Source organism: Acinetobacter lwoffii (genome assembly GCF_024129685.1).
GTDB classification, from domain to species: Bacteria; Pseudomonadota; Gammaproteobacteria; order Pseudomonadales; family Moraxellaceae; genus Acinetobacter; species Acinetobacter lwoffii_X.
In genome coordinates this window covers 16,077-39,096 of record NZ_JAMXXL010000003.1, presented here as the reverse complement: position 1 = coordinate 39,096, position 23,020 = coordinate 16,077, and the positions used below count along the sequence as shown (strand labels likewise).

Below are 23,020 nucleotides of genomic sequence, written 5' to 3'. Positions count from 1 at the left end.
AGGGATTATACAATAAAAAATGAGGTGAGCATTTGGGAGTGTCACCTCATTGTGTTGCATTAAATTATGCCATGATTTTACGTGCCTGACGCAGCATAAAATTCTTAAAGTCATCCAGGTAAGTAAAGATCACCGGCACCACCACCAAGGTCAGCAGGGTAGAGGTAATCACCCCGCCAATCACCGCATGCGCCATCGGTGCACTTTGTTCTCCACCTTCACCTAGTCCTAGGGAAAGTGGCACCATGCCCATGACCATCGCGCTGGTGGTCATCAAAATTGGACGCAGACGGGTTTTACCCGCGGCAATGATCGCATCATAACGGTCTTCACCGCGATCCATGGCTTTCTTGATAAAGTCGATCAGCAGAATCGCATTCTTGGTCACCAGTCCCATCAGCATGATAATGCCGATAATCGAAAACAGGTTCATGGTCGAGTTAAACAGGAACAAGGCCAGAAACACGCCAATGAGCGACAATGGCAGTGAAGCCATAATTGCTGCAGGATGAATAAAACTGTTGAACTGCGAACCGAGAACAATATAGATAAATACAATCGATAGGGTAATCGCGGTCAAGGCATAACCTGCGGATTCTGCCATGTCGGCATTGGAGCCTTGAGTATCGAAACTATAACCCGGTGGCATATCAAAATTTTCTTGCAAGCGGCTGATATCCGTCCCGATGTCGCCTGCAGGACGTCCTGAAGTATTGGCCTCGACCAGAACTTCTCGTGCCAGATCACGTCGGTTAATTTGCGAGGCACCGAGTTTTTCTTCAAATTTGGCCACGCTCGAAAGCGGAACCAGAATCGGTTGATTATTGGCATCCGTTTTATTCGAGGTGATATACATGTTCTGTAAATCGCTAGGCAAGCTGCGCTGGTCTTCGGTCAGGCGCAGATTCACATCATAGGTTTCACCTTTTTCATCCTGCCAGGTCGTGACATCATCACCGGCAATCAGCGGATGCACTACATTGGCAATCTGATTGACCGATAAACCTAAATCACTGGCCAAGACACGATTGATCTGTACATCAAGAGTCGGCTTAGGTTCTTTTAATGAAGTTTCCAGATCGACAATGCCATTAATCTTCGCCATTTCCGTCATAAAACGATCGGAAATTTTTTGCAGTTCATCCAGATCCGGGCCTTTGATCGAGATCATGATTGGCTTCTGGCCACCAGAAACGGTTTCATCGGCGGATGCCACCGAGGTAATGCTGATTCCTGCAACCGATTGCAGGCGCTGGCGAAATTCATTATTTAAGTCATTCAGGGTCTTTTCACGTTCGGTACGCGGTGTCACGGTCACCCGGAAACTGACATGGTTTTTACCGCGGTCGGTTGCGCCATTAATCACCCCATAGGTGGCTTTGACATCCGGATGCTGACGAATAATTTGATCCACTTGCTGCAGTTTGGCCTGAGAATATTCAAGCGATGAATCGACCGGTGTTTCAAACTTGATCCGGATTTCGCCTTTATCGGGAACCGGTACAAATTCGGTGCCGATCAGTTTGGATAAACCCAGAGCACCAAATAATGAAGCCACAGCAATCATTAAGGTAATTAATCTGAAGCGCAATGCCAGTTTTAATAATTTTTCATAGACATGGCTTAAGTTATCTAGCTTGCCAGAGATCCAGCTAAAGAAACGTTTCACCCGACCTGGTTTTTTGTTTGGATCTTTTTTCTTTTCTGCCCAGTGTGCAGAGAGCATCGGATCCAGGGTAAAGCTGACAAACATTGAGATCAGAACGGCCATACTCACCGTGACCCCGAACTGGTAGAAAAAACGGCCAATAATTCCGCCCATAAAGGCCACAGGCAGGAAGACGGCAACAATGGTCAATGTCGTGGCCAGTACGGCTAAGCCAATTTCTTTGGTGCCATCGAGCGCGGCAGTGACATGATCTTTGCCCATATCGGCATGCCGGACAATATTTTCACGCACCACAATTGCATCATCGATCAACAGACCAATACTCAAGGACAGCGCCAGTAAAGTCATCATATTGATGCTAAAGCCAAAGGCCCAGATAAAGGTCAGCGTGCCCAAGAGAGCAATTGGTAGGGTTAAACCGGTGATTACTGTGGAGCGGAAAGAACCCAGGAACAGTAGGACAATCAGCACAGCCAGTACCGCACCTTCAATAATGGTACGGGCTACATCACCAATGGTGCCGCGGATACTTTTGGAGGAGTCCACCACCACTTGTAAAGTGGTACCTTGTGGAAGCTGCGCCTCAATACTTTCTAAAGCTGCATAGCTCTTGTCGACTACTTCAATGACGTTTGCATCTGAACTGCGCAAAATATCAATCGCTACTGCGGTTTTACCATTCAAAAAGGCAGCCGATTCCAGCTCTGCCTGACTGTCTTGAATATTGGCCACTTGTCTGAGGAAAATCGGTACGCCGTTTTTATTGGCAATAACCAGATCACCGAAGGCGAGGGGATGCAGTACTTTGGAATTGATTTCAATGACCAGTTCCGAATTACCCGATTTAAGCGTCCCCCCCGGAACTTCAATATTCTCGGCCTTTAAGGTGTTAATCACACTGTCCACACCAATGCCAAAGGCTTGTAGTTTTTGTGGTTCCACCTGAATCCGGATCTGGCGCTGCGCATCACCCAGCAGGTTGACCGTTCCGACGCCCGGGACTGTACGCAATTGTGGCACAATTCGCTGATCCAGATAGGAACTGAGCGCTTTCACATCCATATTGTCGGATTCAAATACGATCGACATTACCGCATTCGCCGTCGGGTCATAACGTTCGACAATCGGCTCCTGAATCTCATCACGAAATTCAGCAGTTACAGAAGCGATTTTATCCCGCACGTCCTGAGCTGCTGTGGTAGATGTCACATCCAGATTAAATTCAGTGGTGATGATGGACAGGCCTTCACTGGACTGGGAAATCACCTGTTTCAAACCGGAAATGGTATTGATCTGATCTTCGAGTTTCTTGGTGATTTCCGATTCAACCGTTTCCGGAGAAGCGCCCGGATAGTTGGTATAGATCACCACAAAAGGGAAATCGACATCAGGAAATTCTTCAACGCCCATCCGCTGCCAGGAAGCCAGTCCCAGTACCATCAAACAGAACATCATCATGATGGTGAAAACCGGATACTTCACACTAATTCGGGTAAACCACATGTCAATGATCCTGTATGAATGGTTTTAGTTGGCGCGAAGGGTGACAGTTTTTTGCAGATCGGCTTCGCTAAACTTAACCCGGCTGACCTGATCACTATTTTCTAGTCCTTGAACCACGGCAATGTTGTCGCTATAACGCTGTTCTAGTACCTGAACATTGACTTTGATAATTTTATTCTGGCGTATTATCCAGACATAAGGTTTATTCTGAATGTCTTGAATAGTATCTAATGGAATCAGCTGGCCAGAAATCTGTTGTGAACTCAGAATGTTGCCTTCAACGAAGGAGCCGATACTTAGCGAAGGAATGGTTTCATTCGGCGTGGCAAAGAATTCGATCTGGCGACTGGCCTGATCTGCAATGGGGGAAATCCGGCTAATTACGGCAGTGAGCCGATTTGGATTACCTTGAATGTTGTATTCGACCTGACTGCCCAGTCTTAAACCTGATTGCAGATCACTAGGTACGCGTGCTTGAATTTCCAGCCGTTTCGGATCGACAATTTCAAACAGGGTTTGTCCAATTGCCACGGTTTGGCCCGGTTCGACCTGGCGCTGGGTAATCACGCCACTGATCGGACTGGTCATGGTGCCATCACGATCTGCTTTCTGGGCAATATCGACATTGGCTTGCTGGGCGCGGACATTTTCAAGCTGGGCCTGATAATCGACCTGAATTTGTTCATATTCTACTTTTGAAATAAAACCCTGATCGAGCAGACGCTTTTTCCGCTGCATCATGTTGCGAGCCTGATTAGCTTGCGCTTGAGTAGAGGCCAGATTCGCACGCGCCTGTGCCAAACGGGCTGCATTATCTTGATTATTCAGGCGTACCAGCACTTGTCCCTTGGCAACTGTTTGACCTACCTGCGCGTTTACGCTGGTGGCAGTAGCAGAGACCTGTGCTTGTATGCTGCTTTGATTGACTGCACGAATGGTGCCGGTGAATGCGGTTTTTTGAACTGAATTGCCAGATTGAACTGCAACTAAATCTTGAGGAATGACTTCAATGGATTTGGCTGTTTCGGCTTGCTGTACGGGTTCATTTTTATCACAAGCCACTAAAAACATATTTAAGCAAAGTGCACTCATGATCAGGATAGAGCGCAGGGAAGGCATATTTAAATCATGAGAATGCGGTGCAGTTTGCATATGAGTCCTTTTAGCGTGCTGAGAATCGAAACCTCAATACGCTATTTATATTTATTCAAGTGCTTTTAAACGGGCGATAATTTTGTCGTATTCTGCTTCCAGATTTCGATAGCGACTTTGTAAAGATTGAATATTTTCTTTTTGGGAAATGAGATTTTTCTGGTTATTGTCTAATGTTGTTTTCAGGTGTGCGGGTGGGGTTTTGCCTTTACGTAAATATTCACGTTCCTGACGCACAAACATGACCCGATCTTTTTGCAGTTGCTTCATTTGCTCTTGCTGGAAATCAATCTGTTTTTTTAACTGGACCAGACTGTCGTTTTTTTTCTGTAAAGCGGTCTGGCTATTATTATAAGCACGCTTGAGTTTATGATCTTCGGCAATTCGCTGCGCCTGTTGGGCACGTTGTGGCGCTTGCCTGATATCCGCTTCGGCATTATAAGGACGGGCACGCTTAATCACCTGCATATTCTGGTCAAGTGCTTCATAGCCATAACGGATATGATTTGGCGTGACATTAGTACTGATATTGGCCACACCCTTGCTGTCATAATAACGATACCAAGTGGCTTTTTGCGGGAGTTGGTTACTACTCGCACACGTTAAGCTCACCTGTAACAGTAGCAGCACAACAACAATGAATTGACCAGTCATTTTATTTTTATCAATGACAGCAAGTTTTCTTAAAAACTGACTCATCATTGGCTCCCCGAATTTAAAGTTGACTAAATTACTTATTTTAAAGTAATAATCTTGTTATATTAGACTTAAATTTATCAATAAAAAACTACCGTTAGTCAAAAAAAAACCAATAACGATAAGAAAATGTGAAGCTGTTATTAAAAATAAATGATTTTGTCTACTTGTGTAGAAAATGTTCATTGATAATACAAGTGACTTTATGTTAAAAATGTTTATCGATCGTAATAAAATAATCCTATGAGCCTTATGGCATATAGTTTCTAAAATGGGAAGGGTTAAACAAATGGACGATAAATTCCAAAATCTAAAAATTATGGTTATTGATGACTCAAAGACCATTCGTCGTACTGCGGAAACTCTTCTTCAACGCGAAGGTTATGAGGTCATTACTGCAGTAGACGGTTTTGAGGCTTTGTCAAAAATTGCCGAAGCAAATCCAGATATCGTTTTTGTAGATATTATGATGCCGCGCCTAGATGGTTACCAAACCTGCGCCTTAATCAAAAACTCTCAGAATTACCAGAATATTCCTGTGATTATGCTATCAAGTAAAGATGGCTTATTTGATCAGGCCAAAGGTCGTGTCGTGGGTTCAGATGAATACCTGACCAAACCTTTTAGTAAAGATGAATTGCTCAATGCAATCCGTAACCATATTAGTGCTTAATATTTGATTTTTTTGGGGAATTGGCATGGCACGTATCCTAATTGTGGATGACTCACCGACAGAAACTTTTCGCTTTAGAGAGATTCTTTCTAAACATGGCTTTGAGGTGATTGAAGCAGCCAATGGCGCAGATGGCGTCACCATGGCACAGGCAGAATTGCCGGATCTGGTCCTGATGGATGTGGTTATGCCGGGCGTGAATGGTTTTCAGGCGACCCGCCAGATTGCACGTGGTGCAACGACCAAACACATTCCAATCGTGATTGTCAGTACCAAGGATCAGGCCACTGACCGTGTGTGGGGCAAGCGTCAAGGCGCAGCGGATTATCTAACAAAACCAGTCGATGAAAAACAATTAATAGATGTAATTAAGCAGCACCTCAATGCAGGATAAGCTCTATGGCAGCAAATGGATTTATCGAATTGCTTCGCATTGCGAAACGGGGGAATAAAAACTACGTTTCCAATGGCAATGAAGTTAACCGATGGTCGGGCATTGCTTTTGAGATGATGGGGCAATATTTTGTTGCCCCGCTGGGGGAAGTATCAGAAGTGATTTATCCCCCAAAATATACGCCAGTACCCAAGACGCAAGCATGGGTGTTGGGTCTGGCGAATATCCGGGGAAGACTTTTATCGGTTTCTGATCTGACGCAGTACGTATCAGGGCAGAGCAGTCAATTTTCACCCACTCAAAAAGTATTATGCATCAACCATAATGACCAGTATGTAGGTTTGGTCGTAGATCAAGTTTTGGGTATACAACATTTCAATAAGAAAAGTTTCTTTTCGAAGAAATCTGAATTGGATAAAAACTTACAAGAATATTGTCAGGGGTTTTTCCATCAGCACAACCAGCAGTGGCATGTGTTTTTATTCAGTCGTCTGTTGCAAAATCCAAAATTTATGAACGCATCTATAAAATTTATAAATTAAATGTCGCGCTCGAAAGTAAGCAAGGCGTCAACCGGGGAGAGGCTGCATGGGCTTTAAACTTAAAAAGAAAAATACAGGTGAGAGCACTGGCCGCAAGGGCGGTAATGCTTTTTTAGCTAAGATTCAAACGCAAGTAGATCAGTTATCACGTGTCTTCGGTGATAGTGAGAAATCAAAACCGCTGATCTATGGAGCAGTAGGCTGTCTTTTAGCCGCACTGATCACTTTATTGTATCTTTTTTATAGTGTTCCACGTACCAATGAACTCACTCAAAGTCTGGGTGATTTGCGTCTCCTCTCGCAAACGATTTCGCGCCAAGCGACTGAAGCGACAGCTTCGGGTACGCCTGAGGCCATGAAGAACCTGACTGATTCGCAAAAAGCTTTTGCTGAAAACCTTGAGACAGTTAAAAGTATTCACTCTAACAATGATGCTTTGCAAGCTGTTGATAAACAGTGGACAGAAGTATCCAGCAGTATTGATCTGATTACCTCGCAACAAAAGATTATTAACCAGTTATACGACACCAACATCGCGATTGGTGAAGCGATTCCGGGGATTCAGGCGGAATATAACTTGATGGTCGACCAGATGGCACGTCAAGATATGCCATCGAACCAGGTGGTTATTGCCAAAAACCAGGTATTCATTGCAGAACGTATCTTACGTTCAATCAGTTTGGTACTGACAGGTAATGATGGTTCACGTGAATCTGCGGATGACTTCAGTGCCGATACCGAAACTTTTGGTTCTTATCTGAATGCACAGTTAAATGGTTCTGCTGAACTGGGTGTACAGCGTATTGCTGATCCAACCCTGCGTGAATCTCTGGAAGGCATCAAGGCTGAATATGATGACGTACTGGAATCTGCATCAGCGATTATTCTGAAAAACTCTACACAGATCGTAAAAGTTCGTCAGGCAGCCGCATCTATTTTTTCTCAATCTGATGTGCTTTTGGACAACCTGAATAAATTATCGGGTAACTCAGGTCTTAAAACGGTTGTTCCGGCAGTCCTTCTGATCGCATTATTAGTCGGTTTCTTGCTGTGTGTATTCAAGTTACTTTCTCTGCGTGGCTTGTCGGATAAGCAGCGTGTAGGCCGTTTACAAGAAGAATATGACCGTAACCAGAATGCGATTTTACGTTTACTGGATGAGATCGCCGATCTTGCAGACGGTGACTTGCGTTCATATGCAACAGTATCTGAAGACTTTACTGGTGCAATTGCCGACTCGATTAACTTTGCGATTGACCAGTTACGTGACCTGGTATCGCGTATTACTGAAACTTCACAAGAAGTTGCGCAATATACTGCAACTACACAAAGCATTACCAACCAGTTAGCTGAAGCATCTGAGCATCAGGCACAAGAAATTGCTGGTGCTTCTGCAGCGATTAACGAAATGGCACTGTCGATTGACCAGGTATCTGCCAACGCCGATGAATCAGCGGTGGTAGCAGAGCGTTCAGTACAAATTGCTGCAAACGGTGCGGATGTCGTACATCGCTCGATTGAGGGTATGGACACGATTCGTGAACAGATTCAGGAAACTTCAAAACGTATTAAACGTTTGGGTGAATCTTCTCAGGAAATTGGTAACATCGTAGCCTTGATTAACGATATTGCTGACCAGACGAACATCCTGGCATTAAACGCAGCAATTCAGGCATCGATGGCCGGTGAAGCAGGTCGTGGTTTCGCGGTCGTAGCCGATGAAGTACAGCGTCTTGCGGAACGTTCAGCTTCTGCAACGAAGCAGATTGAAGGCCTGGTAAAAACCATTCAAACGGATACGAACGAAGCCGTTATTTCGATGGAACAAACTACATCGGAAGTTGTACGTGGTGCGAACTTGTCTAAAGATGCCGGTGTAGCACTAGATGAGATTCAAACAGTATCGAACAACCTTGCGAAACTGATTGCGAACATTTCTGATGCTGCGAAACTGCAGTCAGCATCTGCAGGTCATATTGCGACCACGATGAATGTCGTACAGGAAATTACCTCGCAAACCACCAGTGCAACCTTCGATACAGCACGTTCAGTATCTGAACTGGCAAACATGGCCGATGCATTACGTGAATCTGTATCTGACTTTAAACTACCAGAATAAAGTCAGACATGATGGGGAAATGTGTCTTGACCGCGGTTGAGACACATTCAGAAAATACAGATAAAGCCTCGACAAGATGTACTTAACTTCATACGTTAGGTATCGCGTGACGGTCACAATTAAGTTTGAGCGCCCTTCTTGGCGGCATAACGTAAGAAGCATGAGCTATGAAAGAAATATTAAAAAATTTAGTTGAAACGACAACGCTTCCTGAAGATAGTTATCTTGACCAAGATGCAGAAATTCTTGAAATTTTTGTTGAGGAAATCGAAGAGATCTTCGTTGAGTTAAATGCTTTATTTCCAGAATGGTTGAGCAATCCAGATCATCAAGAAAATCTGAAGACCATTCGCCGCCATTTTCACACCCTGAAAGGTTCAGGCCGCATGGTCGGGGCAAAATCGGCAGGGGAAATGGCCTGGGCGGTTGAAGATACCTTAAACCGGGTTTTGTCCGGTTCGATTCAGCTAACACCGACGGTGCAAAAATTTGCCCAAGCGGTACTGAATGTCTATCAATATGCTTTATATCCAAAATTCAAACATGTACAGCAATTGGATCTCGATCTGCGTCCAATGGTGCTGTTGGGACAACAATTACAACAACAAATTTCGCCTGAACCTGCATTGGAAGAATTACTGGCATTGGCAGATCATTTGACCGCTGAAGGTCAGATGACAGGTCTTGAGCTTGCAGACAATGAGCCAAGTGAAGTTGAGCTAACAATAGCGCCAGTAGAAGTACCGGTTCGCAGTGATATCGAAGAAACTGTAGCGATCTTTATTGAAGAAGCAGAAGAACATCTGGAAACGATTGCCACCTTCCTTCGCACTGAAGATGAAAAATCACAAGATTATAATGCGCTGATTCGTGCGATTCATACCTTGCGCGGCAGTTCATCGATGGCGCAGATTGACCAGATTTTTGAGGCCAGCTCTAAAGTAGAGCATCTGTTCAAAACCTTGCTACAAGATGAAATTGTCTCAACCTCAAAAGAAACCGCTTTACTGATTCAGTATGCTGAGTTTGTCAGTGACTATCTGCATTTGCTACGTCAGGGCAATACTGCAAAACTGGATGCGGTATATGCCACCTTTGAGCGTGTCTGGAATAATTATGGCTTTGCAGTTATTGAAACCAATAGCATTCAGACGCAAGGCTTGGTGTCCAAACTGGTTGAGTTGGATATTGATCTGTTATTGGATGCCGAGTTTGAATTTGATAAACGTGCCCAAGTCGATTATCCGGAATATATTCAGGCACTCAGCCAGCAGGCTGCAGAATTGCTGGCACATACAGAAAGCCGGGCAGCCCAAGGAATTCATGAATTCACTGCCGATCTGAAATCGGCTTATGATGCGCTACTTGAAAAGCCAGTGCTGCTAAACAGTGATTATGCTTATGAGCTGTTCGCACAGGCACACCAGGAATTTATTCATTTATTTGATACCCTGGCCGCAGGACAGCGCGTCATTCTGAATGATGAGATTCAAAAAATACTCAGTGAACTGTCTGCATTTGTGCAGCAGGATCTCGAGATATTTGCTGAAGATATTAGTAATCAGAATATTGAGCTAAGCTCAGAGGCCACACAAGTGGCTGAAACTGTCGCGCCTGGCAGTGTCGATTTTGCTGGTTTGAGTCAACGCATCGCTGCAGATCGTCAGCAGCAGCAAAGTACTGAAACCAACCGTGATTTTGATGAAGAATTATTAAGTATCTTCCTGGAAGAAGCGGATGAATTGCTCGCAGGCATTGATGAAGATCTGAATACCTGGAGCAAAAAACAGGATGATACGACTTCACTGAACAATCTGATGCGTCATTTGCATACCTTAAAAGGTGGTGCAAACATGATTGCAGCTTCGCATATCGGTTTGATTGCGCATGAACTGGAAAGTATTTATGAGCGTGTGATCCGTCAGCAAATTGCCGTGACACCTGCTTTAATCCAAATTATTCGCCTAGTACAGGACAACATTTCCGATCGTATTCAATCGATTCGGGAAGACGGTATTGATTATCCTGCACCAGAAGCGATTGCGATTTTGCAAAATATTCAGGCGCTGGTTTCTGGGCAAGCTGTTGCTGCTGTTGAAAGTACGGGCGCTGTAGTTGAAGTTGCAGAGGTCGAAGCGACATCAATTTCTGAGCCGCAACTTGAAGAATCCACAGCGACTCAACAGCCTGCGACTGATCTGGCTGAAGCTGAAGAATTACTGGAAATCTTGGAATCTCCTAAGCCTATTGAAGACACACCAGTAGAACGTTCTGAAGAAGACGAGCTGAAATCGATTGTTGAAGAATCTTTCCTCGAAGAATCCGAAGAGATTCTGGCGAATGCCGAGAAGCTCCTCAATCAATGGTTTGATCAGCGTAGTGACCGTAGTTTATTGCTGCAATTACAGCGTGCCGCCCATAGTATCAAGGGTGGCGCACGTATGATTGATGTTGAAGAAGTGGCCAGTATTGCCTATGAGCTGGAAACGACTTTCGAACAGTTTGCGGTCTATCAATTTAACTCGAATGCCTATGACGGCTTATTGCAGAAAACGCTGGTCTGGTTAAGACAGGCGATTTTCCAGCGCGACTATAGCGGCTTTGAGCCGCTTCACAGCAGTCTGAAAAAGATTGCTTATGTGGACGTTACTGCGCAATTGCCTGAGAGTCTGGCGAAAACAGATAATCTTGTAGTCAGCACCGACTTCGGCTTTGTTGAAGGTGATGGTACTGAACCGCCACAGATGATGGGTGAATGGGCGAATAGCGGTACCAGCGATAGTAATAACGAGATGATCCGTATCTCTGCTGATCTGGTCGAGAAGATGATTGACCTGTCCGGTGAGAACTCGATTAACCGTTCGCGTATCGAGATGGACCTGGGTCAGCTAGGCAATACCCTGAACGAGATGGAATTGGCGATCAAACGTCTTGCTGATCAGTTACGTCGAATGGAAGGCGAGCTGGAATCACAGATTATTGCCAAACATGGTTCAGAGAACTCGCGCTATGCCGACTTTGACCCGCTGGAAATGGACCAATATTCGTCGCTCAACCAGCTGTCCAAGTCACTTGCAGAATCAGCATCGGATTTGGTCGACTTCAAGAGTACGCTGGCCGACAAGATTCGCGAAACTGAAGGACTGTTATTGCAACAATCCCGTATTCAGGCCGAGATTCAGGAAAGTCTGATGCGTACCCGTCTGGTTCCGTTTGACCGGATGTTGCCGCGTTTACAGCGTATTGTGCGTCAAACCTCGACCACCTTGAACCGTCCTGCAGAACTGATCGTACAGAATACCGAAGGTGAACTGGATCGTAATATTCTCGAGCGTCTGGTCACACCATTTGAGCATATGCTGCGTAATGCGATTGACCATGGCCTGGAAGATACGGCAGATCGTATCGCACTGAACAAGCCGGAAGTGGGTTCGATTGTCTTGAACATCAGCCGCCAGGGAACCGATGTAATTGTATCCTTTAGTGATGATGGTAAGGGGATTGATGCAGAGAAGATTCGTGAAAAAGCGCTGAGTCTGGATCTAATCAAAGCGGATCAAGTCATTGATCAGGAAGAAATCCTGCAATTTATCTTCCATCCTGGTTTCAGTACCGCGAAAGCAGTGACCCAGATTTCTGGTCGTGGTGTCGGTCTGGATGTGGTACAAAGCGAGATCAAATCACTGGGCGGCCATGTGTCAGTGAGCTCGGAACTGGGCAAGGGTACGGTCTTTACGATTCGCGTACCGACGACCGTAGCGGTCAGCGATGCCTTGATGGTGAAAGTGGGCGATCAGCAATATGCGATTTCTCTGGCGCAGATTGACCGAATTGTGCGTATTGCACCGACCACATTGGAAAGCTATTTCAACAGTAAAGATGACTATTTCAAGATCGATGGCGCAAACTATAAGCTGCGTTATCTGTCTGAGTTTGTTGGCAACCAGCCGATTCCACGTCTGAATAATGTTGGTCATTCATTGCCGGTGCTGTTGATTAAAGGTAATAGTGGTCAAACCATTGCCTTGCTGGTCGATCAGTTGGTCGGTTCACGAGCGCAGATTGTAGTAAAACCGATTGGACAGCAGTTTGCCAACGTCGGGGTAGTGGCCGGTGCCACGATTCTGGGTGATGGTCAGGTCTGTCTGATTCTCGATGGACAGAATGTTGCCCGCCAGATTCAGGCGACACAGCGTGTCAAACAGCTGAATGATCAGCGTGATGGTTCGCGTAATTCAAATGCACGTCGTCTGGTGATGATTGTCGATGACTCGGTGACTGTACGTAAAGTGACGTCGCGTCTGCTTGAACGTCAAGGCTATGATATTGTCACTGCCAAAGATGGCGTAGATGCGATCGAGCAGCTTGAAAACGTCAGACCGGATCTGATGTTGCTGGATATCGAAATGCCGCGCATGGACGGTTTCGAAGTGACCAATCTGGTTCGTCACCATGATATTCACCGTGACTTGCCGATTATTATGATTACCTCACGTACCGGTGAGAAGCATCGTGAACGTGCATTCAGCTTGGGCGTAACGCACTATATGGGTAAACCGTTCCAGGAAGCGGAACTGTTGGCCAATATCCAGCAACTGATTGCTGAAAAACAGAGGTAATATATGAGTCAGACCAATTCAAGCAATAAAATGGCTGATCAGATTAGCCAGCAGGAACTTCAGCATCTGATTACGGTATCGACCGGATTTATTGATGCCTATATTATTGATTGTCATGGCAAAGATCCGATGTTATTGCCACAAAACATTGTCCTGTCAGCACTGGATAGCAATACTCAGGTCAAAACTGTAGAATGGCATGAGGCACAGTTACCGGTCTATGCAGTGAATGATCCGTCACGTCAAAATGGGGTGGCACTGGTGATTGAGGGGGATGAAATTACTCAGCGCTTTGCCTTGATGTGCAATGAAATGCCGAAAACCATCCGGATTCGTATTTCCGAAGTGGTCGATGTCGATCAGCCGGTGAATGATCCTGCCATCTTTCAATATGTGCGCATGAACGAACAGCTGTTCCATATTCCGAATATGACCAATATTCAGGCTACAATCGGGCTGTAATCCAGGCTATAAAATATAAAAAAGGAACTCCATGGAGTTCCTTTTTTATTGCGTTATGAATTTACTTAATTGGCAAGTAAATTCACGAGAATCTGCTCATAGATTTCAGCCAATGGCTCTAAGTCTGCAATATCGACATGTTCATTGATCTGATGAATCGTGGCATTCAATACGCCAAGTTCCAGTACCTGTGCGCCGGTAGGGGCAATAAAGCGGCCATCTGAGGTACCGCCCGAAGTCGATAGTTCAGTTTCAGTCCCCGTCACATTCAGAATGGCGGTTTTAGCTGCATTTACTAGTTCACCAACTGGCGTCAGGAAAGGCAAGCCCGATAAAGTCCAGGAAACATCATAGTCCACACCATGACGATCCAGAATTTCTAAAGTACGTGCTTTAAGTTCTTCAGCGGTCACTTCAGTTGAATAACGCCAGTTGCACAATAGGTTCATGGTGCCGGGAACTACGTTAGTTGCGCCTGTACCCGAATTGATATTGGAAATCTGGAAGGTCGTCGCCGGGAAATATTCGTTGCCATGATCCCAGACTGTGTCGCACAGTTCAGCAATGGCTTTGGAAGCGGTATGAATCGGATTGACGGCCAGATGCGGATAAGCCACATGACCCTGTTTGCCTTTTACAGTCAGGTTGGCATTTATTGAACCACGACGGCCATTTTTGACAATATCACCCAATGTATTGGTACTAGACGGTTCACCGACCAGACACCAGGTGATTTTCTCATTACGCGCTTCCAGTGTTTCAATCACTTTCACCGTGCCATTAATCGACGGACCTTCTTCATCTGAAGTGATCAGGTAGGCAATCGAGCCTTTATGGTCTGGATATTTTTCTACAAAACGTTCTGTGGCAACTACCATAGCTGCTAAAGCGGTCTTCATGTCGGCACTGCCACGACCATAAAGTTTGCCTTCACGGATTTCAGGTAAAAAAGGATCTGAGTTCCAGGCATCCAGATTACCGGTTGGCACGACATCGGTATGGCCAGCAAAACAGAAGACCGGACCTTCTGTGCCTTTGCGTGCCCAGATATTATCTACATCTTCAAAGCGCATGGATTCAATGTTGAAACCAATCTTCTTTAAACGTTCAGCCATGATGTTCTGGCAGTCATGATCAATCGGTGTGACAGAAGGCTGACGTAATAGTTGCAGGCTTAAATCGAGGGTAGCGGAAGAGCTCATACGGTATTCAACAGTCGATAATTTTTTCGGTTCTATAATAGGCGAATATAGGCTTGAATGTGAACGACTGATATAAAAAAACCCTATCTGAGATAGGGTTCTGTGAGCGTTTAGGAAAAAACTAGTTTTGACGGATTTCGTCAGAGGTTTTTTCAGCAGTATTGGTTACCGCATCGCCAGCCTTAGACACATCTTTGCCCATGCCTTTTACGGTGTTACAGCCAGTCAATACAAAAGCCATCATTAATGAAGCAGCAAGAATTTTTTTCATCATCATCTCCGTATAATCAATAATAAAATTATTATGATGTGGGACTTAGAGTAGAAAATATACGCTCTAAAAAATATGTGGTTTTCATAGTGCTTCGGTTAATAAATGTAATGCTTTATAGGGGCTTATGTGATGGATGCTGGATCAGCACCGGATTGCGATACATATAAAAGTCATCACTATCGAGTTTTTTATAAAGTCCATCCGTCCACCAGATCGCAGCTGAACTGCTCGGCCGGGCTTGCGGATAAATCCATTCATGTCGTTGCAGACGATAGAAACCGTGCTGTGCAGCAGGAATATGCTGTCCCCATAAGCCCAGACGACGCTCGGTATTGATCCATGAGGGAATTGGCTGATCGGCATGATGTGTAGGCAAATACAGCTGTCCCTTGAGGACGCAAAACCGTCTTTGAATGGGATGCTGCAAAGCCTCATCAAACTGGAATTGTTTTTGTGTGAAATGTTTCATTTTTCTGATTAAAGTATCGGTGCGGTTTAGGCCATACCAATGCGGCAGGCTAAAATCTGCTTCGGCCAGATAATATTTCAATGCCACTTCCCAATGTTCAATCTGTCCTGTATCAGTATTTAATAACAGAAAATCTAGCTCCCCCAGGGTTTTGGCGCCTTCAATCTTTTGCAGACTATGAGCAAGCAGCTGATACGGATGATAGGCATCATCGAGTAACCAGAACCAGATCAGCATTTCAAAGCGCAGCCCTAAACGCGTACTTTTCAGTTGCTGCACAAATTCGATTAATTCTTCTGGATGCTGATCAAGAAACTCTAAACGTGGATGGTAACGGTTGAGATAGTGCTGCCAGGCCTGGCTTTCATGCAGTTCAAAGTAATATATAAGCTCAAGTTCATCTGGAATATGGAACAGGATATTCGGACTGCCGACAGCGAACGCCAGTTGCCGCACCAGAGGATGTTGATAACGTTGCCATGCTTCTACAAGATTTTGGTTTAAATTGGAAAAGGGCATAGTACAACCTGTGAAAAGTGCAGAAATACAACGGACAGTATCGGAAAACGCTTTATACTACCTGAATTCTGCGGCTAGGGTTGATGTATGAAAGTGTTGTTTTGGCGAAGTCTGGTGGTGCTGTTTGTGATCCTGGGCTTTATCGGTGCAATCCTGCCGGGTATGCCAACAACGGTCTTTTTGATTCTGGCGGCCTGGGCGGCATCCAAAGGCTGGCCACAAATGGATGACTGGTTATTGAATCATCCCAAATATGGTCCGACCTTAAGAGATTGGCGTGCCCACGGTACTGTACCGCGTAAGGCCAAATGGCTGGCCAGTATCATGATGCTGATCAGCGGGATCATCATGCTGTTTACTACTGCACCCTTGGCCGTAAAAGCCTTTACCAATATTACGATGCTGATCGTCGCGATCTGGTTATGGCGACGCCCTGAACCGAATCAGATCCTTATTCAGCAAAATACAGTTGACCCAGAAAAGACAGATCTACCAACAGCGCCATCTGAAGATAATCAGTTAAACCCTATAAAGCCAAATAAAATAGAGTCTGAGAATAACAAGTCATGAATACCTTGCATCTGGATCAAGCCGATATCCTGATTGATCTTGCCCAACAAAAACTGTATCTGCCCCGTCTAAACAAGCAATATCTGATTTCCAGTGGCAAAAATGGCATTGGTGAAACTGAAAATAGTGGCAAGACTCCTCGTGGCTGGCACAAGATTGCTGAAAAGTTTGGTCAGAATGCTCCCTTAAATAGTGTATTTGTCGCACGTCAGGCGACGGGTGAAATTTATAATCCCCAATTGGCGGCAGAATTCCCGCAGCGGGACTGGATCCTGACGCGCATTTTATGGCTGAGTGGCCTTGAAGCGGGTTTTAATCAAGGCGAGGGCTGCGATACCTATCAGCGTTATATCTATATTCATGGCACCCCAGAAACCGAAAAGATGGGAGAGCCGCTGTCGCACGGCTGTATCCGTATGCGTAATCCGGAGGTCGCTGAATTATTTGACCTGATCAGTGAAGATGCACTGGTCTATATTTCAGAACAGGCATTAGATCTGGGCAGGCTGAATGTTTCGAAAAGCGAATAAAAGTTAGATTTTAAGATTATGTGAAAATGGTTTTGTTTTTATGGACTGAATCTGCTTGGTGGAGACAGCAGAAAAGATTGATTAATCTGATCCAGATGGTATTTTTATCGCATGGAATGGGTTAAATGATTATTTGAAGTTTAGATTTACTGGCATTTTCTGAATAAAAATAAATGACAGTTGAAAGATTACATGAACACAACGTCGAGTATTTTAAAGCTTTGTATAATCCTTAATCAGAATTGGAATATGTCGTGTGGTTAGACTGAAACTTCGCAGGGTAAAACACAAAATTTCGCTTCAATTTTCATTTTGAAAATTAAAAAATTTCGGTAGAGACTTAAAAAATAAACAAAAAGTGTTGTTTTTTTTAACAAACAACCTATTTTTTAATCACTCACACCTAAAAAGTGGAAAACATTCCGAAAAGCGTTTGACAGGCTGTGCAGATTCTCTATAATGCACCCATCAAACGATGATAGACGTTTAGAAAGGGCGCTTAGCTCAGTTGGTAGAGCGTCTGCCTTACAAGCAGAATGTCGGCGGTTCGATCCCGTCAGCGCCCACCAAGCTCTTTCATGTTGAGACCTTATAGTTGCAGCGGTAGTTCAGTTGGTTAGAATACCGGCCTGTCACGCCGGGGGTCGCGGGTTCGAGCCCCGTCCGCTGCGCCACTTTAAGATCTTGATTTTCGTTTGCCACAATAGCGACATTGTGTAAATGCAGCGGTAGTTCAGTTGGTTAGAATATCGGCCTGTCACGCCGAGGGTCGCGGGTTCGAGCCCCGTCCGCTGCGCCATTTATACGATAGACCTTTTGAGGGCGCTTAGCTCAGTTGGTAGAGCGTCTGCCTTACAAGCAGAATGTCGGCGGTTCGATCCCGTCAGCGCCCACCAGATTCTTTTGCGATGCAGCGGTAGTTCAGTTGGTTAGAATACCGGCCTGTCACGCCGGGGGTCGCGGGTTCGAGCCCCGTCCGCTGCGCCATTTCAAAAGAAATTAAATTGAGGTCCCTGAGCCTGAATTTAATAAACTAAAGATTGACACTCTTTATCAGGGCGCTTAGCTCAGTTGGTAGAGCGTCTGCCTTACAAGCAGAATGTCGGCGGTTCGATCCCGTCAGCGCCCACCAGATTCTTACGATGCAGCGGTAGTTCAGTTGGTTAGAATACCGGCCTGTCACGCCGGGGGTCGCGGGTTCGAGCCCCGTCCGCTGCGCCATCTTAAGATGAGAAGCTTGGATTCCTGAGATCTAAGTTTTCAAGATACCAAGACTACATGACTTGTTGGTCTTGCGTCATTTAAAACAACGTTGTTGTTTTCTCAGGGCGCTTAGCTCAGTTGGTAGAGCGTCTGCCTTACAAGCAGAATGTCGGCGGTTCGATCCCGTCAGCGCCCACCATATCTTCTTGCTTCAACTCTATTTATTCCTTAGAATCTGATTCTATTATAATAATATTAAGATTTCACGACCATGAGAAATCCCTATCAGCGCAAAGCCGCGACCAAATCCCAAAAAACTGCTTTCGATCCTCAACAGCTTTATAAGCAATATATTGAAGCGATTGTTGCCAATGCTGGCATTTTTGCACTCTACCAAGATGGCTGGGCCTTATGTGCCACGCCTACCGGACAACGCGCATTTGCCTGCTGGCAAAGTAAAGGTCTGGCTCGATTGCTGATTAAAGACAATTGGGCAAATTACGAGATTCAGGAAATTGGTCTCAAGGATTTTGTAGAGAAAGTCATTCCCTTTTTACGTCAGGAAAGTACCATTGTCTCGCTTGACCTGACCCCGGAAGGGCAGAATATTCTGGTGGCACCGGAAAAATTATTACTTGATATTAAAAATTATCTGTATCAGATCTATGTGCAAAAGCCGGAACTGTTTAAAAATCCGGATATGCCTTTGCCTAGGCAGATCCGTTTAAATTAAATTTATTGTTTTTAAAACAGCTTGTTTATTGGAACAATGAATACTCATTCAGTAGCCAGCCACTTATCAAAGCAAAATATTCGCGTAACCAGGAATTATAGCGAACATTCTGGGGTGTGCTGGCACTCAGGCTGATGACTTGTTGATAACCCTGATGTCTGGCAATGGCACGGGCACGAGGGCTATGAAAATCGCTAGTGACAATCGCAATGGGCTCATTTCGATCAATATGTTGCTGTTTTAGGATTGCCTGAGAATATTGCAGGTTCTGTTGGGTACTTCTGCTTTGATCTTCTAGGCTAATGGGGTTGTTGAGCTGCGGATAGTTCGTGTGGATATAACTTTGCATGACTTCAGCTTCGCTCTGTCTCTCCCGGAAATTTCGTCCACCGGTCATAATGATTAAAGTATTCGGATATCGTTCTGCATATTTTGCTGCGGTATCCAGACGATTTTTTAAGATGGGTGAGGGCTGACCCTGATTAATACCACTACCTAATACCAAAATTGCTGCAGCAGGCCGTGCCGGAATATTCGGATTGATTGACATCTGAATATAAGCGAAGAAAGCCGCGACACTGATGATCCAGAATAGAAATCCGCCCCAGAGACTGTTCCAGAACAAGGTTCTGAATCGGGAATTTTGTTTCCAGCGCTGAATAGATGAAAAAAACAAGGTATACAGGATGAGTGCCATCCCAATGAGGACCGATAGGGCAATAGCAAAATGCCTCTGACCTTGGCTCAGTAACCAGACGCTATTGATACATAGAATCAAGCCACAGATCAGGCTGAAACTTCGTTTAAATTGATTGAGCATTCAGGGTTCCTTTTTTCTTATTCATATTCTTATTATTGCTTTTACATCTTCAATAAAAACCGGGCCATTGAGCCCGGTTTTTAGCATATCAGGTTATCTTAGTATACATCACGGCGATAACGTCCATCCAAGCGTAATTGATCTAGCATTGTTTCACCGAGAATCTCGGTCAGGGCTTCATCCACATCGCTAGCCATACCATTGATGCTACCGCAGACATAAATGACTGCACCTTGAGCAATCCAGGCTTTTAGCTCTTCAGCCTGTTCGCGCAGTTTATGGTGTACATAGACTTTTTCCTGCTGGTCGCGCGAGAATGCAAGATCGAGACGTTTCAGGGTTCCCATTTGCAGCCAGGCCTGAATGGTTTCTTCAAAGAAGAAGTCGTGTTCATGCTGACGTTCACCAAAGATTAGCCAGTTCTGGCTATAGTCCTGACGGTTACGCGCACTGAGCAAGCTCAATAATCCGGCAATACCGGTACCATTACCAATACAAATAATCGGGCGGTTGTCATCAATCAGGTGGAAAGATTCATTGCTGCGAATACGTAGGGCAATTGGCGCATTGAGAGCCGCATGCTGGGTCAGCCAGCCTGAACCCAGACCGAGATTACCACTAGCATCGGTTTGCTGACGTACCACCAGACGCAAAACCTGCTGGCTTGGAATACTGGCAATCGAGTATTCACGTGTTGCCAAAGCCGGTAATTGCGTGAGGAGCTGATCCAGAGAATCAAAAGGTTCAGCTTGAGTCAGATCACGATCCCAGAGTGCCTGTTCAATGCTTTGATGCAGAGATGGGACCTCTGTACCCGCTGTAATCTGGTGCTTTTGCATAAATGCATGAATACGTTCTTGGCTATTCCCTGGTTGAACCTCGGCAATATCACCTGCTTGCCAGATGGCTTCATGTTCAGGGGTCAGTTCGATATTGAAGGCAGGCGCACCCAGACTACCCGGATTGAGGACTTCACGTTTACTCAAACTCCAGTGATCAAAGGTCTTATCGATATTCATCGCTTGTAGCTCAAGTCGAGTGACTTGTGCCAGTGCACTATTCCATTGCTGGATATGCTCGTTATTGGCATTGTCCACTTCAATCGTATTGAATAGCTGCTGGGCACCATTCTGTTTTAACCACTGATCGATACGGTGGCCAAAACTGCAATAACTGTCTGGATATTCCTGAGAACCTAAGGCCAATACAGCATAACTTAAATGACTGAGATCAGCTTGAGCAGACAGGATTTTTTTCTCAAAAGAAGAAGCCAGATCCGGTGCTTCGCCCGTGCCATAGGTACTGGCAACAAATAATACCTGTTCAGTTTGCTGTAAATCGGCAAGCGTCAGCTGTTGTACCGGCTTGACGGTTACCGGTTGACGCGCTTCCTGCAGGGCAGTTGCTGTACGCCAAGCCAGCTGCTCAGAAACCCCTGTTTGTGACGCATACGCGATGAGCCACGGTTTGGCATTTTCATCCAAGTTTACTAGAGTTGCACCCTGACGTGCTGCCAGCGTTAAGCGTTTCTGTTTGCGACGTTTCAGATAGAGCATCCAGCCGGTTACGAAGAATAATGGCATCAACAAGGCTGCGACCATGACAAGGAACTGATAGATCGGGCCGAAGAAGCTGCCACGATGCACCGGTAACATGCTGCTCATGATCTTTTCATTGAGCTTTTTATCTTCATACAGCTCAACTTCGGTAAATTCAGCTGTCTGGTAATTATAAGTAGCGCTGTTTCGTGCACGTTCATGCTGAGCGACCGGATCAACAAAGCTCAGTTGCATTTCACCATCCGGTTTTTTCGGAAGGTTAAACGTTACGGTAGAATACTTATCTGAAAATTCAGTGTTAAAGCCAATCCAGCTCTGGTCTAGCGCACGGACAGTAGCTTCAGGGCTGAGACTTTCATGGCCTTCACCACGAGTACCGCGTTCGCCACCCTGGCGGCCTTCGCCTCGTGTCTCACCTTCGGCACGCGGACCATGTTCACCGCCTGGACGTCCTTCACCACGGTTATTGCCGGCATTGGCCTGCATTTCCGGTTGCGGACGCTCTACACCCAGCACCTTAAACATGCCATTGCGCCACCAGTCATAAGACCAGTACAGACCGGTACAAGCCAGAATCAGGTAGAAAATTACCACCCAGGTTCCCACAACAGCATGCAGATCCCAGATAAAATTACGGCCTTTCAATTGAGGTTTTACAAAGAACCATTGCTTGATCGAATGACGTTTCGGCCAGCGCAGGTACAGACCTGATAAGACAAAAAAGATCAGCATCAGGGTACAGGCACCGGTAATCTGCTTACCTACTGGACCAACCGTCAAATTACGATGCAGTTGCTGAACAAACTGGAAAAATTCCCGACCCTTAATCTCTGGCAAGACTTCCGCAGTATACGGGTTGATCATGATGTTCTGACCACGTCGTGCGCCTTCTTTGGCAACATTCACGGTACTTGAAGCACTTGGATCTTGTGCTACGGTAATACTGTTGATCTTCATGTCAGGCGCAGTACGGTTAAAGTGCTGATACAGCTCGGCAGGCGTGAGTTTGTCACGTTGCTGAACCTGAACCGTATAACTGTCGCTATTCATCCATTTTAATATTTGTTGTTCATAGGAATAGATTGCGCCAGTGACCCCCATTATCGAGAGGATTAAACCTGCTGTAATCCCCAGAAACCAGTGGATTTGGAAAAATGTCTTTTTAAACATGGTCGTCAGATTAAGGGTGAGATCTATAAAAGTGGCAAAATTATAACTGAAGTTTAAGCCTGAATTATAGGTGTTGAGGATAATATTTATTCTCATTATCATTTATTGTTTTAAGATTAAAAAAACCTCCATGCCGGGGCAG

The 23,020-nt window shown here is 45.2% G+C and carries 16 protein-coding genes, 8 tRNA genes and 1 pseudogene; 17 read left to right on the top strand and 8 right to left on the bottom strand.

From position 1 onward, the window contains the following. Window positions 1–64: 64 nt before the first annotated feature. Genes NI464_RS02015 through NI464_RS02005 form a run of 3 tightly spaced genes read right to left on the bottom strand, consistent with a single transcriptional unit; the run spans window position 65 to window position 5,023 of the window. The gene (locus tag NI464_RS02015; RefSeq protein ID WP_253137680.1) at window positions 65–3,172 is read right to left on the bottom strand and encodes an efflux RND transporter permease subunit; all 3,108 of its coding nucleotides are present in this window, start codon (window positions 3,170–3,172) and stop codon (window positions 65–67) included. Window positions 3,173–3,196: 24 nt separating this feature from the next. Beyond that, entirely contained in the window at window positions 3,197–4,324 is a 1,128-nt protein-coding gene (locus tag NI464_RS02010) for an efflux RND transporter periplasmic adaptor subunit (protein ID WP_253137679.1), read from the bottom strand. Window positions 4,325–4,375: 51 nt separating this feature from the next. Further along, window positions 4,376–5,023, bottom strand: a complete 648-nt coding sequence (locus NI464_RS02005; RefSeq protein WP_253137678.1) for a hypothetical protein — start codon at window positions 5,021–5,023, stop codon at window positions 4,376–4,378. Between the two features lie 286 nt (window positions 5,024–5,309). Between NI464_RS02005 and pilG the strand changes: the two genes are divergently transcribed. The 6 genes from pilG (at window position 5,310) to NI464_RS01975 (ending at window position 13,829) form a co-directional block, all read left to right on the top strand. After that, a complete protein-coding gene (pilG, locus tag NI464_RS02000; RefSeq protein WP_004280711.1) occupies window positions 5,310–5,693 on the top strand; it encodes a twitching motility response regulator PilG in 384 nt (127 codons plus the stop codon). A gap of 25 nt (window positions 5,694–5,718) precedes the next feature. Next, on the top strand, window positions 5,719–6,087 hold the full coding sequence (locus tag NI464_RS01995; RefSeq protein ID WP_004280710.1) for a response regulator: 369 nt from the start codon (window positions 5,719–5,721) through the stop codon (window positions 6,085–6,087). Between the two features lie 5 nt (window positions 6,088–6,092). Beyond that, window positions 6,093–6,629: a chemotaxis protein CheW gene (locus NI464_RS01990; protein WP_064102470.1), complete on the top strand. Its 537-nt coding sequence runs from the start codon at window positions 6,093–6,095 to the stop codon at window positions 6,627–6,629. Between the two features lie 46 nt (window positions 6,630–6,675). Further along, complete coding sequence (locus NI464_RS01985) at window positions 6,676–8,748, top strand: methyl-accepting chemotaxis protein (protein WP_071850779.1); 2,073 nt, start codon at window positions 6,676–6,678, stop codon at window positions 8,746–8,748. Window positions 8,749–8,915: 167 nt separating this feature from the next. Next, on the top strand, window positions 8,916–13,367 hold the full coding sequence (locus NI464_RS01980; RefSeq protein ID WP_253137677.1) for a hybrid sensor histidine kinase/response regulator: 4,452 nt from the start codon (window positions 8,916–8,918) through the stop codon (window positions 13,365–13,367). A gap of 3 nt (window positions 13,368–13,370) precedes the next feature. Further along, window positions 13,371–13,829: a hypothetical protein gene (locus tag NI464_RS01975; RefSeq protein ID WP_044111490.1), complete on the top strand. Its 459-nt coding sequence runs from the start codon at window positions 13,371–13,373 to the stop codon at window positions 13,827–13,829. Between the two features lie 65 nt (window positions 13,830–13,894). Here the strand turns inward: NI464_RS01975 and dapE are convergent, their stop codons facing one another. The 3 genes from dapE to NI464_RS01960 form a co-directional block, all read right to left on the bottom strand. Beyond that, a complete protein-coding gene (gene dapE, locus NI464_RS01970) occupies window positions 13,895–15,031 on the bottom strand; it encodes a succinyl-diaminopimelate desuccinylase (protein WP_253137676.1) in 1,137 nt (378 codons plus the stop codon). 121 nt (window positions 15,032–15,152) lie between these two features. Beyond that, entirely contained in the window at window positions 15,153–15,305 is a 153-nt protein-coding gene (locus NI464_RS01965; protein WP_004280704.1) for an entericidin A/B family lipoprotein, read from the bottom strand. 112 nt (window positions 15,306–15,417) lie between these two features. Continuing rightward, window positions 15,418–16,293: a DUF1853 family protein gene (locus NI464_RS01960; RefSeq protein WP_253137675.1), complete on the bottom strand. Its 876-nt coding sequence runs from the start codon at window positions 16,291–16,293 to the stop codon at window positions 15,418–15,420. Window positions 16,294–16,380: 87 nt separating this feature from the next. Between NI464_RS01960 and NI464_RS01955 the strand changes: the two are divergent. The 11 genes and pseudogenes from NI464_RS01955 to NI464_RS01905 all read left to right on the top strand — a co-directional run. Continuing rightward, window positions 16,381–16,734 (top strand): annotated as a pseudogene (locus NI464_RS01955) (YbaN family protein); the annotation flags it as partial. Window positions 16,735–16,859: 125 nt separating this feature from the next. After that, window positions 16,860–17,393 carry a cell wall-recycling L,D-carboxypeptidase ElsL gene (gene elsL / locus NI464_RS01950; protein WP_004731981.1) on the top strand — a complete coding sequence of 178 codons (534 nt, stop codon included), beginning with the start codon at window positions 16,860–16,862 and terminating at the stop codon, window positions 17,391–17,393. 493 nt (window positions 17,394–17,886) lie between these two features. Continuing rightward, a tRNA-Val gene (locus NI464_RS01945) sits at window positions 17,887–17,962 on the top strand. Between the two features lie 28 nt (window positions 17,963–17,990). Further along, window positions 17,991–18,067, top strand: a tRNA-Asp gene (locus NI464_RS01940). Window positions 18,068–18,115: 48 nt separating this feature from the next. Further along, a tRNA-Asp gene (locus NI464_RS01935) sits at window positions 18,116–18,192 on the top strand. A gap of 21 nt (window positions 18,193–18,213) precedes the next feature. Continuing rightward, a tRNA-Val gene (locus NI464_RS01930) sits at window positions 18,214–18,289 on the top strand. Between the two features lie 14 nt (window positions 18,290–18,303). Beyond that, window positions 18,304–18,380: transfer RNA gene (locus tag NI464_RS01925), tRNA-Asp, on the top strand. A gap of 69 nt (window positions 18,381–18,449) precedes the next feature. After that, window positions 18,450–18,525: transfer RNA gene (locus NI464_RS01920), tRNA-Val, on the top strand. A 12-nt stretch (window positions 18,526–18,537) separates the two neighbouring features. Continuing rightward, window positions 18,538–18,614: transfer RNA gene (locus tag NI464_RS01915), tRNA-Asp, on the top strand. A 105-nt stretch (window positions 18,615–18,719) separates the two neighbouring features. Continuing rightward, window positions 18,720–18,795 (top strand) — tRNA-Val (locus NI464_RS01910). 72 nt (window positions 18,796–18,867) lie between these two features. Beyond that, window positions 18,868–19,329, top strand: a complete 462-nt coding sequence (locus NI464_RS01905; RefSeq protein WP_005104048.1) for a DUF2750 domain-containing protein — start codon at window positions 18,868–18,870, stop codon at window positions 19,327–19,329. A gap of 25 nt (window positions 19,330–19,354) precedes the next feature. Here NI464_RS01905 and NI464_RS01900 read toward each other — a convergent pair whose 3' ends face one another. Both NI464_RS01900 and NI464_RS01895 read right to left on the bottom strand, forming a co-directional pair. Continuing rightward, entirely contained in the window at window positions 19,355–20,149 is a 795-nt protein-coding gene (locus NI464_RS01900; RefSeq protein WP_253137674.1) for a YdcF family protein, read from the bottom strand. 98 nt (window positions 20,150–20,247) lie between these two features. Then, window positions 20,248–22,878 carry a PepSY domain-containing protein gene (locus NI464_RS01895; protein ID WP_253137673.1) on the bottom strand — a complete coding sequence of 877 codons (2,631 nt, stop codon included), beginning with the start codon at window positions 22,876–22,878 and terminating at the stop codon, window positions 20,248–20,250. Between the last annotated feature and the right edge of the window lie 142 nt (window positions 22,879–23,020).